Genomic DNA, 16302 nt, shown 5'->3' on the forward strand with positions numbered 1-16302 from the left:
CGGGAGGTCGTTCTATGGTTCTACTTTATTTGCTGGAGAAAGAGTTCAAGCAGTTTTTCAGGGATCCCGGTCTGCCCAAGATGGCCATCGCCTTCCCGGTGCTGATGATGCTGGTATTTCCCTTTGCCGTGAGCATGGAGATACGCAACGTCGACCTGGTGGTGGTCGACAGCAACCGGTCGGTCGCCTCGTCGAAACTGGTAGAGAGCTGTACCGCATCGGGCTACTTCAACCTGGTGGAAGTGTGCGACGACCCGGCCCGGGCCATGCAGCTGATGGACCGGAACAAAGCCGACGCCATCCTGACCATCGAATCGGACTTCGACCGCTGTCTGGAGCGGGGCGAGGCGCTGCCCGTGGGGGTAAAGGTCAATACCATCAACGGCACGAAGGGGAGCATCGGGGCCGGTTACCTCACCTCGTGCATCCAACGCTACTACGCCGAGAATGCACCGACCCAACCCACTACGGCAGCAGCCGGTCCGCAGCTCGACGTGTCGTCGAAATACTACTTCAACACCTATCTCGACTACAAGAAGTTCATGGTGCCGGCCCTCATCGTCATCGCCATCACCATGCTCACGGGCTTCTTTCCGGCCCTCAATATCGTGAGCGAAAAAGAGCGGGGCACCATCGAGCAGATCAACGTCACCCCCGTAAACCGGGGAGCCTTCATCCTCTGCAAACTCATACCCTACTGGCTGGTGGCCTTCTTCGTGCTCACGGCCTGCCTGCTGATTGCCCGCTGGGTATTCGGCTACACGTGTGCCGGGTCGGTGGGGTTGATGTACTTCTTCACGGCCGGCAACATTCTGGTGACGGCCGGCATGGGGCTGCTCATCTCCAACTACAGCGACAATGCCCAGCAGGCCATGTTTGTCACCTGGTTCTTCATGATGGTATTCATGCTGGTGAGCGGCATCTTCACCCCCATCGCCTCGATGCCCGGGTGGGCACAGGCCATCACCTACCTGAATCCCATGCGCTACTATGCCGATGCCATGCGCGGCATCTACATCAAAGGCAGCTCGCTGGCCGATGTCTGGACCGATGCGGCGGGTCTGCTCACCATCGGAGCCGCGATGGTTTCGTGGGCTATCCTGAGCTACAAAAAGACTAATTGAATCTCAAAACTCACAACGAGGGGATCTACAAAAAAAGAAAGAGTTCGGTGCGATACCGAGCTCTTTCTCTCTATTTATGAAAATACAATCGTCTGGTTCAATCGCAAGGGTCGAGGCACCTTGTGGCAACCCACTTCCCCTCACGGGAGATTATCCTCTTATTTCAGAATATCCAGAACCTCAACCTCGAATACGAGAACCGAGTTGGTCGGGATCTTGTCGCCGGCACCACGTACACCGTAGCCCAGTTCGGCGGGGATATAGAGGATGTATTTGCCACCCTTTTGCATCAGTTGCAGACCTTCGCCGAAACCTTTCACTACACCGGCAGGCGAGAAGGTAGCGCTGGCATTGGCATCGAATTGAGTACCGTCGATCAATGTACCTTTGTACGATACTTTGGCACGTTGGTTGGCTTGAAGCGTTTCGCCTTGACCGGCTTTAACTACTTTGTAGAGCAGACCCGATTCGGTCTTTACTACACCCTCTTCTTTGGCTTTCTCGGCTAGGAAGGCTTCACCTTTAGCCAGGTTTTCTTTAGCTTCGGGAGACTCGGCCAAACGAGCGAGTTCCTCTTTTTCCTTAGCCTCGGCAGCAGCTCTGAAGATAGCGTCGAGAACGCCATTGGCCTCCATGTCCGAAATCAACAGCGTGGTATCACCGGCCAAAGCCTTTTCGTAAGCCTGAATAAAGGTAGGCACATCGATTTCGAGGCCCGTGCCTTGCTTGATGTTTTTCAACATCTCTTTCACATAGAGACCCTGGCTCAAACCCATTTCATAAGAGCGTTGAGTCGAGTCCGATTTCATGGCAGCGGCAAAGCCTTTCATGAAGTCGCCGGTATCGATACCTTTCAGTTGGTCGTACATACCCGATTTCATGGCCTCGCCCAGACGGGCACCATTCGAAACACCCAGCGCATAGCTGGCACTATCGGCAGCGTTTTCGAGTTTCACAGCGGCTTTGTTTCCGCAAGACGACATTGCCGTAAGACCGGCAAGTGCCACAAAGAATAAAATATTTTTTTTCATTGTTTATGAGGTAAATAAATTACAATACTTTTATCAGTTCCACTTCGAAGATGAGCGTAGCGTTGGCCGGGATGCTGCCCCCTGCGCCCTGTTCGCCATATGCCAAATCGGAGGGTATGTAGAGTTTCCAGCGCGAGCCCTCGGGCATCAGTTGCAGAGCCTCTACCCAACCGGGTATTACCTGGTTGACCCCGAAGACGGCGGGAGTGCCCCGTTGTACCGAACTGTCGAATACCTGTCCGTCAATCAGCGTACCGTGATAGTGACACTGCACCTTGTCGGTAGCCTTGGGTTTGCGGCCTGTACCCTCGGCGAGTACCTCGTATTGCAGACCGCTGGGCAAAACCACTACCTCGGGACGCTTGGCATTCTCGGCCAGGAAAGCCTCGCCGGCCCGCCGGTTCTCCTCGGCAATCTCGTTTTGCAGGTTGGTGAAATACTCGTTGATAATCTGTTTGGCCTCTTCGAAACTAATCTCGGGCTTCTCGTGCTTATATACGGCCTCTACGCCTTTGGCAAAGTCCTCTACATTCAGCGACTTGATGCCCGAACCCAGGAAATTGTGCCCCATGCTGAGACCCAAAGCATAACTCAGTTTGTCCATTTTCTATTCTATTGTACAGTTAAGCAAACATAAATACAATATTTGCGTGGCGAAGATAGGGCTTTTATGCTTAATTCGATAAAATCTCCTTAAAAAAAAATATAATTTGGCCCCGAATAGCCCGGTACAGAAGCGTTTTTCAACATATTTTATACAAATCGTTTGCACCCGTCGCCCTTTTATGCTAATTTTAGGTGGGTTCTTCCCACACAAAAAGCGATAAACCTTTTTAAGTCTGCATGATATGAAAAAGAAACTGGTTGTTCTCACCGGAGCGGGCATGAGCGTAGAGAGCGGGCTCTCTACCTTCCGCGACAGCGGCGGCCTGTGGGACCGCTATCCCGTAGAAGATGTGGCTACCCCCGAGGGCTGGGAACGGAATCCCGCCCTGGTACAGGGATTCTACAACAAACGGCGCAAAGAGCTGTTGACCGTCGAGCCCAACGCGGGCCACAAGGGGCTTGCCGAGCTCGAGAAAGAGTACGACGTGACCATCATTACCCAGAATGTCGACAACCTGCACGAGCGGGCCGGCAGCACGCATGTACTCCACCTGCACGGCGAGTTGACCAAGGTGCGGTCGGTCAAGGACGAAAGCCGGGTCTACGAACTCACCCCCGACCAGTACGAACTGGCCCCCGATGCCACCGACTCGCACGGCGACCGGCTGCGGCCGCACATCGTGTGGTTCGGCGAGGCGGTGCCCATGATCGAGCCGGCCATCCGCATCACCGAAGAGGCCGACATATTTGTGGTGATAGGTACCTCGCTCAACGTCTACCCCGCCGCCGGGCTGCTGGCCTATGTACGCCCGCAGGTACCCATCTACCTCATCGACCCCAAAGAGGTGCGGGTACCGATAAACCGCCCCGTACACGTCATCCAGAAGGGGGCTTCGGAGGGCGTGGCCGAACTGATCGAAGATTTACGACACGAGGCGTGACCTCGCTGCTGCTCCCCAATTACACACAGAGCCCGCGGATGTTTTCCGCGGGCTCTGTGCTATACGGCTATCACAAACCGGGTCAGGCGTGGCGTACCTCCTGCTGCTTGATGGCATCGACTACGTTGATGACATAGTCGCCCAGCCGCTCGCACTCCGAAATCATATCCATGTAATAGATACCGGCCTGATATTCGTAATGCTTGTTGTTGATATTCTCGATGTTCGATTTACGCAATTGATTGCGGAAGTTGTTGATTTCGCACTCCTTGTTGTACGAAATCATAATCTCGCTCATGGGAGGTTCGTTGCTCGACAAGAGCGCCACCATATTCGACAACGCCTCGGAGTTGAGGCGGAACATGGCGTCGATGTTGCTCACAATCTCGTCGTTGAAGACGATGTGCGAGTCTTGCTTGCGCTGCAGCGTGCGGGCCAGGTTGTAGCAGCAGTCGCCTATGCTCTCGATTTCGGTCACGATACTGAGCATGCCGTTTACCCGCATCTTGCCTTCGAAGCTCAACCGGCCACCCACTACCAGATTCAGGAACCCGGCAATCTCGAGCTCCATGCGGTCGCAAATCTGCTCGTACTTTTCGATGCGGTTATAGAGTTTCATATAGGCCTCGCTCCCCTCCTTCTCGTGCAAGAGGTCTTTCACCATGCCAAACATGCGTTGCACCCGCTCGGCATAGACGGCAATCTCCTGATGAGCCTGGGGCAAATTCAACTCCGAGGCCGAGAGCATACCACGCGAAATGAATTTCAACTGGAACTCCTCCTCGTTCTTGTCTTTCACCCGCACCAGGTGGGTGACAATCTTCTCGTAGAGCCCTGTAAACCAGATCATGATGGTTACGTTGATGACATTGAAGACCGTGTGGAACATCGACAGGCCGAACGATACCGAGAACTGCATGGCCTCGAAATGGGCCTTTTGCTGTTCAAAGTCGGGCGTATTCAGAGTGCCTCCGTTGTTGAGGGCATTGATGAGCGAAGGGTTGGTCTGCTCGTTGGCCGAGACGAAAGCCATCAGGTCGTTGGGATTGCCTACCCCCAGCGAGGTGCATATCCACACGATGAAGCGGATGAAGGGATAATAGAGAATCAACGTCCAAACCGACCCCAGCACGTTGAAGAGCAGGTGCCCCATGGCGGCCCGCTTGGCCGACACGTTGGCACTGATCGAAGCCAGCAGCGGAGTAATGGTGGTACCTATGTTACTGCCCAGAATCAGGGCGGCGGCGATGTCGAAGGTAATCCATCCCTTGCTGCACATGATGAGCGAGATGGCCAGCGTGGCACTCGAGGCCTGCACAATCATCGTCACAATAGCGCCCACGGCACAGAATATCAGGATAGAGAGGAAACCCATCTGGGTATACGAGGTGAGGAACTCGAATATCTCGGGATTGCTTTTCAGGTCGGGGACCGAGTGGTTCAGGTAATCGAGACCCATGAAGAGGAACGAGAAGCCGATGAGAAACTCGCCCCACGACTTGCGGGTGCTGCTGCCCGAGAAGAGCAACGGAGTGCCTATACCAATCAGAGGCAAGGCAAACAGCGTGATGTTGACTTTGAACCCGAAGATAGAGATAATCCAGGCCGTAACGGTGGTTCCCACATTGGCACCCATGATGACGGCCATCGACTGCCCCAGAGTCATCAGACCCGCATTGACGAAACTCACCACCATCACCGTCGAGGCCGACGAGCTCTGTATCAATGCTGTTATCAATATACCGGTAAACATTCCTGAAAACCGATTCTTCGTCATTACAGCCAGGATATTGCGCAGCCTGTCGCCCGCCACCTTCTGTAACCCCTCACTCATGACCTTCATGCCATACAGGAACAAGCCTACCGACCCGATTAAGGTCAAGAAGTCCAGAAATGTGTACTCCATAAAAGTTTCTTAAATAAGTTGTTTTATTATCCTCTTTGTGGTATATTTAACACTCAATCTTGCATCTGGAAAAAGCATTCGTTTGCAAATTTATACAAATAAAAATAGTTGCCCAGAGGAAAGATTGTTGTTTTACTTTTATTAACGAATTAAAGAAGGCTCTACCCTGAGCTGAAAACTACGATGGAAAGAGAAAAATTTGACGTTTTTTGTGTAAACACCGGAAAGACCATTCGCGTAGAAGGCGGTGAATCGCTGCTCGAAATTTACGAAATGGCCAAACCGCAACTGGCTCATCGTCCGGTATGTGCCTATGTCAACAACAAGACCGAAGAGTTGAGATACCGGGTATACGGCCCCAAGGACATAGAGTTTCTCGACATTACCCACCCCTCGGGCATGCGCACCTACGTGCGCTCGCTCTGCTTTGTCATGTACAAGGCCATCCGCGACATCGTGCCCGGCACACGACTGCGCATCGAACACTCCCTTTCGCACGGGTACTACTGTCTGCTCGACAACCCCGAGGCACTGAAACCCGAAACTATCGCCCGCATCAAGGAGCGCATGGCCCAGATTATCGCAGCCGACATTCCTTTCGAGAAAATCGAGTGCCACACGGCCGATGCCATCGAGGTATTCCGGGCACAAGGCATGCTCGACAAGGTGGAACTGCTGCAGTCGACCCGCCAGCTCTACACCCAATACCATACCCTCGACGGACTGGCCGACTCGTATTACAGCTGGCTCACCCCCTCGACAGGCTACCTGCAGGGTTTCGACTTGATCAAGTACAACGGCGGGGTGCTGCTCGTGCCTCCTACCCCTGACGACCCCACCACGCCGGCTCCTATCGAACCGCAAGAGAAGATGTTGAACGCCTTTAAGGAGTACCTCACCTTCAATCACATCGTGGGGTTGAGCAACATCGGCGACCTGAACCAAGTGGTCGAGAACCGCCAGGCGACCGACCTCATCAAGGTGGCCGAGGCGCTGCACGAGAAGAAAATCAGCAAGATTGCCGACGACATCACCCGCCGATACCACGAGGAGGGCACCCGCATCGTGCTCATCTCGGGGCCCTCGTCATCGGGTAAGACCACCTTCTCCAAACGGCTCTCGATACAGTTGATGACCAACCTGCTCAAGCCGGTGGCCATCTCGCTCGACAACTACTTTGTCAACCGCGAGGATACGCCCCGCGACGAGACGGGCGACTACGACTATGAGTCGCTCTATGCCCTCGACCTCGACCTCTTCAACAAAGACCTCAACCGGCTGTTGCAAGGCGAGACGGTACCGATGCCTACCTACAATTTCGAGACCGGCAGCCGCGAATACCGAGGCAACACCCTGAAGCTCGACGAGGGGGCCGTGCTCATTCTCGAAGGCATCCACGGGCTGAATCCCGACCTGACGCCTCAAATCGAGCCGCACCTGAAGTACCGCATCTACGTCTCGGCCCTCACCACCATCTCAATCGACGACCACAACTGGATACCCACGGCCGACAACCGGCTGCTGCGCCGCATCATCCGCGACTTCAAATACCGCGGTGCCTCGGCCCAAAGCACCATAGCCCGCTGGGGTAGCGTGCGCCGAGGCGAAGAGAAGTGGATTTTCCCCTACCAGGAGAATGCCGACGCCATGTTCAACTCGTCGCTCCTCTTCGAGCTGGCCGTGATGAAAGATTATGCACAGCCCATTCTCAGCGCCGTGCCGCACAACTGCCGCGAATATGCCGAGGCTCACCGTCTGCTCCACTTCCTGGGCTACTTCCAGTCGATCAACCAGCGCGAGATACCGCCCACCTCGCTTCTGCGCGAGTTCCTCGGCGGCAGCAGCTTCAAATATTGATACCTGCATTCACCCCATAAACGACCAACGGGACTGCCCTCGTGAGCAGTCCCGTTGTCGTATCTCTCTGGTCTCCTGGAAAGAAAACTGTCTTCTTACTTTTCGCGCTCGATCGTATAGTCGAGTATGGAGATGAGCGCATCGACCGTCTCCGAAGGGGGGAATCCCTCGAGCAGAGCCACGGCCTCGTTGCGTATCCGCTTCATGGTCTCGTAGGCATAGTCGATACCACCCTCGCGTTTGGCATACTCGATGAGCGTGTGCACACTCTCGGCCGAGAGATGCTCCTCGTTCAACAAGGCCCGCATCCGTTCGTTCTCCTCGCCCTTACCCTGTGTAATGGCATGGATGAGCGGCAGGGTGAGCTTCCCTTCGCGCAGGTCGTTGCCGGTGGGTTTGCCTATCACCTTGTCTTCGAAATAGTCGAATATGTCGTCTTTAATCTGGAAACAGAGGCCCAGCTTTTCGCCAAACTGCCCCAACCGCTCTACATCGGCTTCGCAGGCTCCGGCCGCCAAGGCGCCCACCTGCATGCAGGCATAGAAGAGCGATGCCGTCTTGCGGCGAATTACCTCGAAATAGGCATCCTCGTCAAGGCGATGTTCCCGGGCATTGGAGAGCTGGTCTATCTCCCCGCGAGCCAGCTCGCGACCCAACACACCCAAACTGGCAATGATGGCCATCTGGTTGGTCCGCACCGAACAGGCCAGGGCACACGACACGAAATAGTCGCCCGTCAGCACCGCAATGCGGTTGTCGTACAGATGGTTGATCGTAGGCAGCCCCCGGCGTTTCTGCGACTCGTCTACCACATCGTCGTGTATCAGGCTGGCGTTGTGCAACAACTCCAGCGAGGCGGCGGCATCGATTGCTTCGCGTGGTACCGGGCCGAACAGTTTTGCGCACAACAATACCAGAATAGGCCTTATCTGCTTGCCTTTACTCTCGAGATAGGTGTTGATTACCTCGTTCATCAAGGGACTGTTCGTGTGCAGTGTCTCGGTAAGGGTCTTATTCAGTAAGTCGAGCTCGTCGGTTATAGGTTGCCGTATGACCAAAAGTTTATCCATATCAATTTATTCTGCTGCAAAAATAGTAATAAAACAAAAGAATCCGTATTTTTATCGTAATTTTACCGCATTGCAATGACGCTTTTTTAATTCTTATCTACAAACCGCATATCCGACATGCAAGAGAAAAGACTATTTCTGTTAGACGCCTACGCGCTCATCTACCGCTCTTACTACGCATTCATCAAGAACCCCCGAATCAACTCCAAAGGTGTAAACACTTCGGCCATTCTGGGGTTTGTCAATACACTCGAAGAGTTGCTCAAGAAAGAGAATCCTTCGCACATCGCCGTGGGGTTCGACCCCCAGGGTCCCACCTTCCGTCACGAGGCCTACGAGCAATACAAGGCCCAGCGTGAGGAGACACCCGAGGTGATACGCTACTCGGTGCCCATCATCAAGCAGATTATCGAGGCCTACAACATCCCCATCATCGAGGTGCCCCGCTTCGAGGCCGACGACGTGATAGGCACTCTGGCCAAACTGGCCGAGAAGGAGGATTTCGATACCTACATGATGACCCCCGACAAGGACTACGGACAACTGGTATCGCCCCACATCTTCATGTATCGCCCCAAGTTCGGCGGCGACTTCGAGATACTGGGCCCCGACGAGATAAAGGCCAAATACGGCATCGACTCGCCCGAGCAGGTCATCGACATTCTGGGCCTCATGGGCGACAGTTCCGACAACATACCGGGCTGCCCCGGCGTGGGTGAGAAGACCGCCGTGAAACTCATCGCCGACTTTGGCGGCATCGAGAATCTGCTGGCCCACACCGACCGGCTGAAGGGGGCCCTCAAGACCAAAATCGAGACCAACCGCGAGCAGATCGAATTCTCCCGATTCCTGGCCACCATCCGCACCGATGTACCCTTGACCTTCGACGAAGTGGCCCTGCGCCGCGAACCGGTCAACGGCGAGAAGCTGCGCCCCATCTTCGAAGAGCTGGAGTTCCGCACCCTCACCGAACGGGTGCTGGGCAACAAAGCGGCCACGGCCGCCGCGCCCAAACCGGCCCCGCAGCGCTCGCTCTTCGACCAGGCTCCGCAACCTGCCGAAGAGGCTGCCGACGAAAAGCCGGCCGAGTCGAAGCTGGCCGACATCCACACCGTACCCCACACCTACCACCTCGTCGATACCGCCGAAAAGATGTGGGACCTCGCCGCCCTGCTGGCCTGCGCCCCGGCCTTTGCCTTCGACACCGAGACAACCGGAGTCGACCCCATGAGCGTCGAACTGGTAGGACTCTCGTTTGCCCTCAAGGAGCACGAAGCCTACTACGTACCCGTGCCCGACGACCAGGAGAAGGCCCGCGAAACGGTGCGCATCTTCAAGTCGGCTCTCGAAAACCCCGCTTCGCTGAAAATCGGGCAGAATATCAAATACGACTACATCGTGCTGCACAACTACGGGGTCGAGGTCAAAGGCAACCTCTTCGACACCATGGTGGCCCACTACCTGCTGCAACCCGAACAGTACCACAACATGGACTATCTGGCCAGCATCTATCTGGGTTACAAGACAGTGGAAATCGAAGAACTCATCGGCCCGAAGGGGAAAAAGCAGCTCTCCATGCGGCAGGTACCCGTCGAGCAGGTCTACCCCTATGCCGCCGAGGATGCCGACGTGACCCTGCAACTGAAAAACCGGCTCGAAAAGGAGCTGGCCAAAGATAAGATGGAGAAGCTCTTCTACGAGATGGAGATGCCCCTCACCCGAGTGCTCGCCGACATGGAGATTGCCGGTGTCAATGTAGACACGGCCGAACTGAAAAGCTCGTCCGACCTGCTCACCCGCCGCCTAGGCGAACTCGAACAGGAGATTTACCAGCTGGCCGGTACCACCTTCAACGTGAGTTCGGCCCGACAGGTGGGCGAGATTCTTTTCGAACGGCTCAAAATCGACGAGAAGGCCAAGAAGACCAAGACCGGACAATACTCCACCACCGAAGAGATACTGGAGAAACTGCGTTCGCGGCATCCCATCGTGGGCAAGATTCTCGACCAGCGCGGCATCCGCAAGCTGCTGAGCACCTATATCAACGCCCTGCCCGAGCTCATCAATCCCAAGACGGGGAAGATTCACACCTCGTTCAACCAGACAGTCACCGCCACCGGGCGCCTCAGTTCGAGCAACCCCAACCTGCAGAACATCCCCATACGCGACAACGAGGGACGCGAGATTCGCCGCGCCTTCGTGCCCGACCCGGGATGCCTCTTCTTCTCGGCCGACTACTCCCAGATAGAGCTGCGCATCATGGCCCACCTGAGCGGCGACCCGCACATGATCGGGGCCTTCCGCGAGGGGTCGGACATCCACGCCGCCACGGCTGCCAAAATCTACAAGGTACCTATCGGTGAAGTCACGGCCGACATGCGCCGGAAGGCCAAGACGGCCAACTTCGGCATCATCTACGGCATCTCGGTATTCGGGCTGGCCGAACGGCTCAACATCTCCCGCAGCGAGGCCAAAGAGCTAATCGACGGCTATTTCGAGAGCTACCCGCAAATCAAGGAGTACATGAACAAGAGCATCGAGGTGGCCCGCGAAAAGGGTTACGTCGAGACCATCTGCGGCCGCAAGCGCATGCTCCCCGACATCCATTCGCACAACAGCGTGGTGCGGGGATATGCCGAACGAAACGCCATCAACGCCCCCATCCAGGGCAGTGCCGCCGACATCATCAAGATTGCCATGATTCGCATCGCCCGGCGATTCGAAGAGGAGGGGCTGAAGAGCCGCATGATTCTGCAGGTGCACGACGAACTCAACTTCAACGTCCCGACCGACGAACTCGAACGGGTGCAGGAAATCGTACGCCACGAGATGGAGAACGCCTACCCCTTGCAGGTACCGCTGGTTGCCGACTATGGTACCGGCCACAACTGGCTCGAGGCCCATTGACCCCAAAATAACAGCGCGATACGCCTCGTAACGACGAATAATTGTGTAACTTTGTTTCCCGGTTTAGTAAACGATAAACATGGACATTCAAAGTTTTTCTGCACGCTTCAATACGTCGGCGAGGCGTGATGCGTTTTTATCGCTGGTCAAGGACTCCAAGAGAAAAAACATCTTCATTCAGGGACTCGAAGGCTCGGCCCCGGCTCTGCTCTTCTCCAACTTGCTGGAGAACAAGAAGCCGCACCTCATCATCGCCAACGACCTCGACGAAGCCGGCTACCTCTACAACGACCTGGTGCAGATCAACGGCAGCGACCGCATCCTGCTCTTCCCCTCGGGCTACAAGCGCGACATCAAGTACGGACAGCCCGACCCTCCCTCCGAAATCCTGCGGACCGAGGTGCTCAACCGGCTGAACCAGAAAGGCGACTCCCTGCTGGTAATCACCTATCCCGAGGCTCTTGCCGAGAAGGTGGTGCCGGTCGATACGCTGTCGGACCAGACGCTCCACATCGACAAAAAGAGCAAGTACGACATCGTGGCTCTGGCCGACAAGCTGCGCGAGCTGGGATTCAGCGAGGTCGACTATGTGTATGAGCCGGGGCAGTTTGCCGTGCGGGGCAGTATACTCGATGTCTTTTCGTTTACCAACGAGTTGCCCTACCGTATCGATTTCTTCGGGAAAGAGGTAGAGAGCATCCGCACCTTCGAGGTCGAGACGCAGCTCTCGACCGAACGGCTCGACGAGGTCTACATCGTCTCGAATGTCTGCGGGAAGGAGGCTTCAGGCATCTCGATGCTCGATTTCATCGACAAAAACGCCATTCTCGTATGCCACAACCTCTCGTGGGCACTCGACCGGATAGAGGCCGTCGCCTCGGAGTCGCTCTCGGAGCAGACCCTCATTGCCGAGGAGGGCGACCGCGACGCCATGAAGAAGATTATCGACCCTGCGGCCTTCCGCCAAAAGGCGCTGTCGTTCCGCCGCATCGACTACGGTACCTCGAGCGAGGCGAAGACTCCCGCCGTCATGCGGTTCGACTGCGCACCGCAAGGGGTCTACCACAAGAATTTCGACCTGGTGAGCCAGTCGTTCTCCCAATTCATCGAGAAAAAGTACACCATCTACATCCTCAGCGACAGCGAAAAACAGATCGAACGGCTCCAGGCCATCTTCGAGGAGCGGGGCGAATCGATTACCTTCACCCCCGTGCTGAAGACGCTGCACGAGGGGTTCGTCGACAACGATCTGAAGATGTGCTGCTTCACCGACCACCAGATATTCGACCGCTTCCACAAGTATACCCTCAAGAGCGAACATGCCCGCTCGGGCAAACTGGCCCTCTCGCTCAAGGAGCTCAACCAGATAGAGGTAGGCGACTACATCGTGCACGTCGACCACGGAATCGGCCGCTTCGGCGGACTCATCCGCACCGAAATCAACGGCAAGATGCAGGAGGTTATCAAGCTCACCTACCAGAACGACGACATTATCTTCGTGAGCATCCACGCCCTGCACAAGCTGGCCAAATACCGGGGGAAAGAGGGAGAGACGCCCCGCGTCAACAAGCTGGGCAGCGGCGCCTGGGAGCGCATGAAGGAGAAGACCAAGGGCAAGATGAAAGAGATTGCCCGCGACCTCATCAAGCTCTATGCCGCCCGCAAGCAGGAGAAGGGCTTCGCCTTTTCGCCCGACTCGTTCCTGCAACAGGAACTCGAGGCCTCGTTTATCTACGAAGATACCCCCGACCAGATAAAATCGACCGCCGAGGTCAAGGCCGACATGGAGCGCGAACGGCCCATGGACCGGCTCATCTGCGGCGATGTGGGATTCGGCAAAACCGAGATTGCCATACGGGCTGCCTTCAAGGCCACCTGCGACAACAAGCAGGTGGCGGTGCTCGTGCCTACTACCGTGCTGGCCTTCCAGCACTACCAGACGTTCAAGGAGCGGCTCAAGGAGTTCCCCGTGCGGGTCGAGTACCTGAGCCGGGCCCGCAAGGCGTCGGAGGTGAAAGCGATACTCAAAGACCTGGCCGACCGCAAAATCGACATCATCATCGGTACCCACAAGCTCATCGGGAAAGATGTGAAATTCAACGACCTGGGGCTGCTCATCATCGACGAGGAACAGAAATTCGGCGTAGCCGTCAAGGAGAAACTCAAACAGATGAAGGTCAACGTCGACACCCTCACCATGTCGGCCACCCCCATTCCCCGCACCCTGCAGTTCTCGCTTATGGGGGCGCGCGACCTCTCGGTCATCACCACCCCGCCGGCCAACCGCTACCCCATACAGACCGAGGTGCACGCCTTCAACGACGATATTATCAAGGAGGCCATCAACTTCGAAATGAGCCGCGGCGGACAGGTGTTCTTCGTCAACAACCGCATCCCGCAACTCTACGAACTCGAGAACACCATACACCGCCTGGTACCCGATGCCCGCGTGGTCATCGGCCATGGACAGATGCCGCCCGAGAAACTGGAGCAGGCCATCATCGACTTTGTCAACTACGACTACGACGTGCTGCTGGCCACCACCATCATTGAGTCGGGCATCGACATGCCCAACACCAACACCATCATCATCAACGATGCCCAGAACTTCGGGTTGAGCGAGCTGCACCAGCTCCGAGGCCGTGTGGGCCGCAGCAACCGCAAGGCCTTCTGCTACCTGCTCACCCCGCCCCGCCACACCTTCTCGGTCGATGCCCGCCGCCGGTTGCAGGCCATCGAGAGCTTCTCGGAGCTGGGCAGCGGCATACACATCGCCATGCAGGACCTCGACATCCGGGGCGCCGGCAACCTGCTGGGGGCCGAACAGAGCGGTTTCATCGCCGATTTGGGGTATGAAACCTACCAGAAGATTCTGAAAGAGGCGGTCGACGAGTTGAAAAACGACGAGTTCAGCGACCTCTACTACGGTGCCGACTCCGACGCGAAACCCGAAGAGTTTGTCTCGGAGTGTACCATCGAGTCGGACCTCGAGGTACTCTTCCCGGCCGACTACGTGCCGCAGGAGTCGGAGCGCATCTCGCTCTACCAGGAGCTCGACAACATGGAGCGCGAGACCGACATCCGCCAGTTCTGCGAACGGCTCGAAGACCGCTTTGGCCGCATCCCCCACGAGGCCATGGAGCTGATACGCATCGTGCGTCTGCGGCGGCTCGCCAAGCAGCTGGGTATCGAAAAGGTGGGGCTGAAACAGGGGCAGATGTACCTCTACTTTGTCTCCGACGAACACGTGGCCTACTACCAGTCGGCTGCCTTCGGCCGCATACTGGCCTACCTGCAGAAGAACCCGCGTCAATGCAAACTGCGCGAGATAAAGGGTCGCCGCTCGCTGGCCATCAAGGACATTACTTCGGTGGAATCGGCGGTTGCGGTGCTTGAGGAGGTGCTGCAGACCGATCCGGTTTAGCCGCCGGCGAACCGGACGCACGCATCGTACCGAAGGGTATCCCCCACATCTCGTCGGGGTGATGACCGGCCGTAATCAAGGCGGCATTGATGTAGTCGCGACTCGATGGATTCTGGAAGGGATAGAGCCCGAACGTAGGCATGATGGCCATGTAGTGTTCGAAAATCTCCGATTGAATCGACTCGTAGCTGACCCAATCGGTATTGGTCGAGAAGCAGTAAAGCTGCAACGGCAGGCCGTTGTCGGTCGGGTCGAGGGCCCGCACCATCAGAAGCATCTGGCTACCGATAAACTTGTGCTGCTGCAAATAGAGGGTCATATAAGCCCGGAAGAGACCCAGGTTGGTCTCGATGGTTCCGTTTACCAAACCCTCGCTGTTCTGGGTATTTTCGACGACGCCCCGCTGCTGCTGAGCCTCCTTTTTCTCGATGAAATCGCGCAAAATCGCCACCTCCTTCATCTTTTCCAGGAACTCGGGCGTACAGAATTTTACCGTGCTGATGTCGATGGTCAACGAGCGCATGATGCGCCGGCCACCCGCATCGGTCATGCCCCGCCAGTTCTGCACCTCGCCCGATACGAGCGAATAGGGCGGCAGGGTCACGATTGTATTGTCAAAATTCTGCACCTTCACCGTGTCGAGCGACACGTCGATGACAATGCCGTTTACACTGCCGCCCGGCACCACAATCCAGTCGCCGTTGCGAATCATGTCGTTTTGCGACAGTTGTACCCCGGCTACAAAACCCAAAATGCTATCCTTAAACACCAGCATCAGCACCGCGGCAAAAGCACCCAGTCCCGTAATGAGCGCCATGGGCGACCGCTCGATGAGAATCGAGACCGACACGATTACCCAGAAACCGGCCAACAGCCCCCGGATAATCTGAATCATCCCCTTCATGGGACGGTTGCGCAGGGTCGTACGGCTCGAATAGATTTCCCAAAAGACCGACAGTTGCGTATTGAGGGAGAAGACAATCACCCCCAACACATAAATCCAGCAGAGTTTCTCGATAAGTTTCAGGAAGGCCGGCGTGCCGTGAAAGGCAAACGGCAACAGCGACAGGATGACCAACGGCGGAATGATGTGCGTCAGTCGGGTAAAGAGGTGCGCCTTGACCAGCCCCTTCATCAAACTGCCGCCCCGATAGCGGGCCACGAGGTGAATCCCGTAAATCACGATGGCCCGCAAGATGCGGCCCACCACAATCGCAATGACAAAGACCAGCAGGCTGTACACAATCTGGTCCCACACCGGCGAAGGCTCGCCGGTGAACCGCTGCAACAAATCCGACACCCAGGCCATGAGCCGGTCGGCTATCTCGTACGCTTTATTCATCGTTTCCGTTTTTTTCTTCTAAAAACGCCGCACCGGCTCGTAGGGTTCACCCCACCCTCACACAAAAAAAGGAGCTTCTCCCCAAAAACGAGAG

The 16302-nt window shown here is 56.1% G+C and carries 10 protein-coding genes; 5 read left to right on the plus strand and 5 right to left on the minus strand.

Annotated elements, in window-relative coordinates; all coding sequences use genetic code 11:
* The first annotated feature begins 14 nt into the window (after positions 1-14).
* Positions 15-1124, plus strand: a complete 1110-nt coding sequence (locus tag B5F38_RS02995) for an ABC transporter permease (RefSeq protein WP_087407848.1) — start codon at positions 15-17, stop codon at positions 1122-1124.
* A gap of 158 nt (positions 1125-1282) precedes the next feature.
* On the opposite strand, the gene B5F38_RS03000 is transcribed toward B5F38_RS02995, so the two are convergent.
* Positions 1283-2080: an FKBP-type peptidyl-prolyl cis-trans isomerase N-terminal domain-containing protein gene (locus B5F38_RS03000; RefSeq protein ID WP_158096831.1), complete on the minus strand. Its 798-nt coding sequence runs from the start codon at positions 2078-2080 to the stop codon at positions 1283-1285.
* 94 nt (positions 2081-2174) lie between these two features.
* On the minus strand, positions 2175-2759 hold the full coding sequence (locus B5F38_RS03005; protein ID WP_087407850.1) for an FKBP-type peptidyl-prolyl cis-trans isomerase: 585 nt from the start codon (positions 2757-2759) through the stop codon (positions 2175-2177).
* Between the two features lie 244 nt (positions 2760-3003).
* Here B5F38_RS03005 and B5F38_RS03010 point away from each other — a divergent pair, with 244 nt between their 5' ends.
* Complete coding sequence (locus B5F38_RS03010; RefSeq protein ID WP_087407851.1) at positions 3004-3702, plus strand: NAD-dependent deacylase; 699 nt, start codon at positions 3004-3006, stop codon at positions 3700-3702.
* 82 nt (positions 3703-3784) lie between these two features.
* Here B5F38_RS03010 and B5F38_RS03015 read toward each other — a convergent pair whose 3' ends face one another.
* Positions 3785-5608 (minus strand): Na/Pi cotransporter family protein, encoded by a 1824-nt coding sequence (locus tag B5F38_RS03015; RefSeq protein ID WP_087407852.1) that lies wholly within the window; start codon positions 5606-5608, stop codon positions 3785-3787.
* A 183-nt stretch (positions 5609-5791) separates the two neighbouring features.
* On the opposite strand from B5F38_RS03015, the gene B5F38_RS03020 reads away from it, so the two are divergent.
* Positions 5792-7465 (plus strand): nucleoside kinase, encoded by a 1674-nt coding sequence (locus B5F38_RS03020; protein ID WP_087407853.1) that lies wholly within the window; start codon positions 5792-5794, stop codon positions 7463-7465.
* Between the two features lie 95 nt (positions 7466-7560).
* Here B5F38_RS03020 and B5F38_RS03025 read toward each other — a convergent pair whose 3' ends face one another.
* A complete protein-coding gene (locus B5F38_RS03025) occupies positions 7561-8535 on the minus strand; it encodes a polyprenyl synthetase family protein (protein ID WP_087407854.1) in 975 nt (324 codons plus the stop codon).
* Between the two features lie 117 nt (positions 8536-8652).
* Between B5F38_RS03025 and polA the strand changes: the two genes are divergently transcribed.
* On the plus strand, positions 8653-11442 hold the full coding sequence (gene polA, locus B5F38_RS03030) for a DNA polymerase I (RefSeq protein WP_087407855.1): 2790 nt from the start codon (positions 8653-8655) through the stop codon (positions 11440-11442).
* Positions 11443-11521: 79 nt separating this feature from the next.
* A complete protein-coding gene (gene mfd / locus B5F38_RS03035; protein WP_087407856.1) occupies positions 11522-14866 on the plus strand; it encodes a transcription-repair coupling factor in 3345 nt (1114 codons plus the stop codon).
* On the opposite strand, the gene B5F38_RS03040 is transcribed toward mfd, so the two are convergent.
* Positions 14805-16208: a mechanosensitive ion channel domain-containing protein gene (locus tag B5F38_RS03040; protein ID WP_087407857.1), complete on the minus strand. Its 1404-nt coding sequence runs from the start codon at positions 16206-16208 to the stop codon at positions 14805-14807. The two genes, mfd and B5F38_RS03040, sit on opposite strands and share 62 nt — an antisense overlap.
* Between the last annotated feature and the right edge of the window lie 94 nt (positions 16209-16302).

Origin of the sequence: Barnesiella sp. An22 (assembly GCF_002159975.1) — a bacterium.
GTDB lineage: Bacteria > Bacteroidota > Bacteroidia > Bacteroidales > Barnesiellaceae > Barnesiella > Barnesiella merdigallinarum.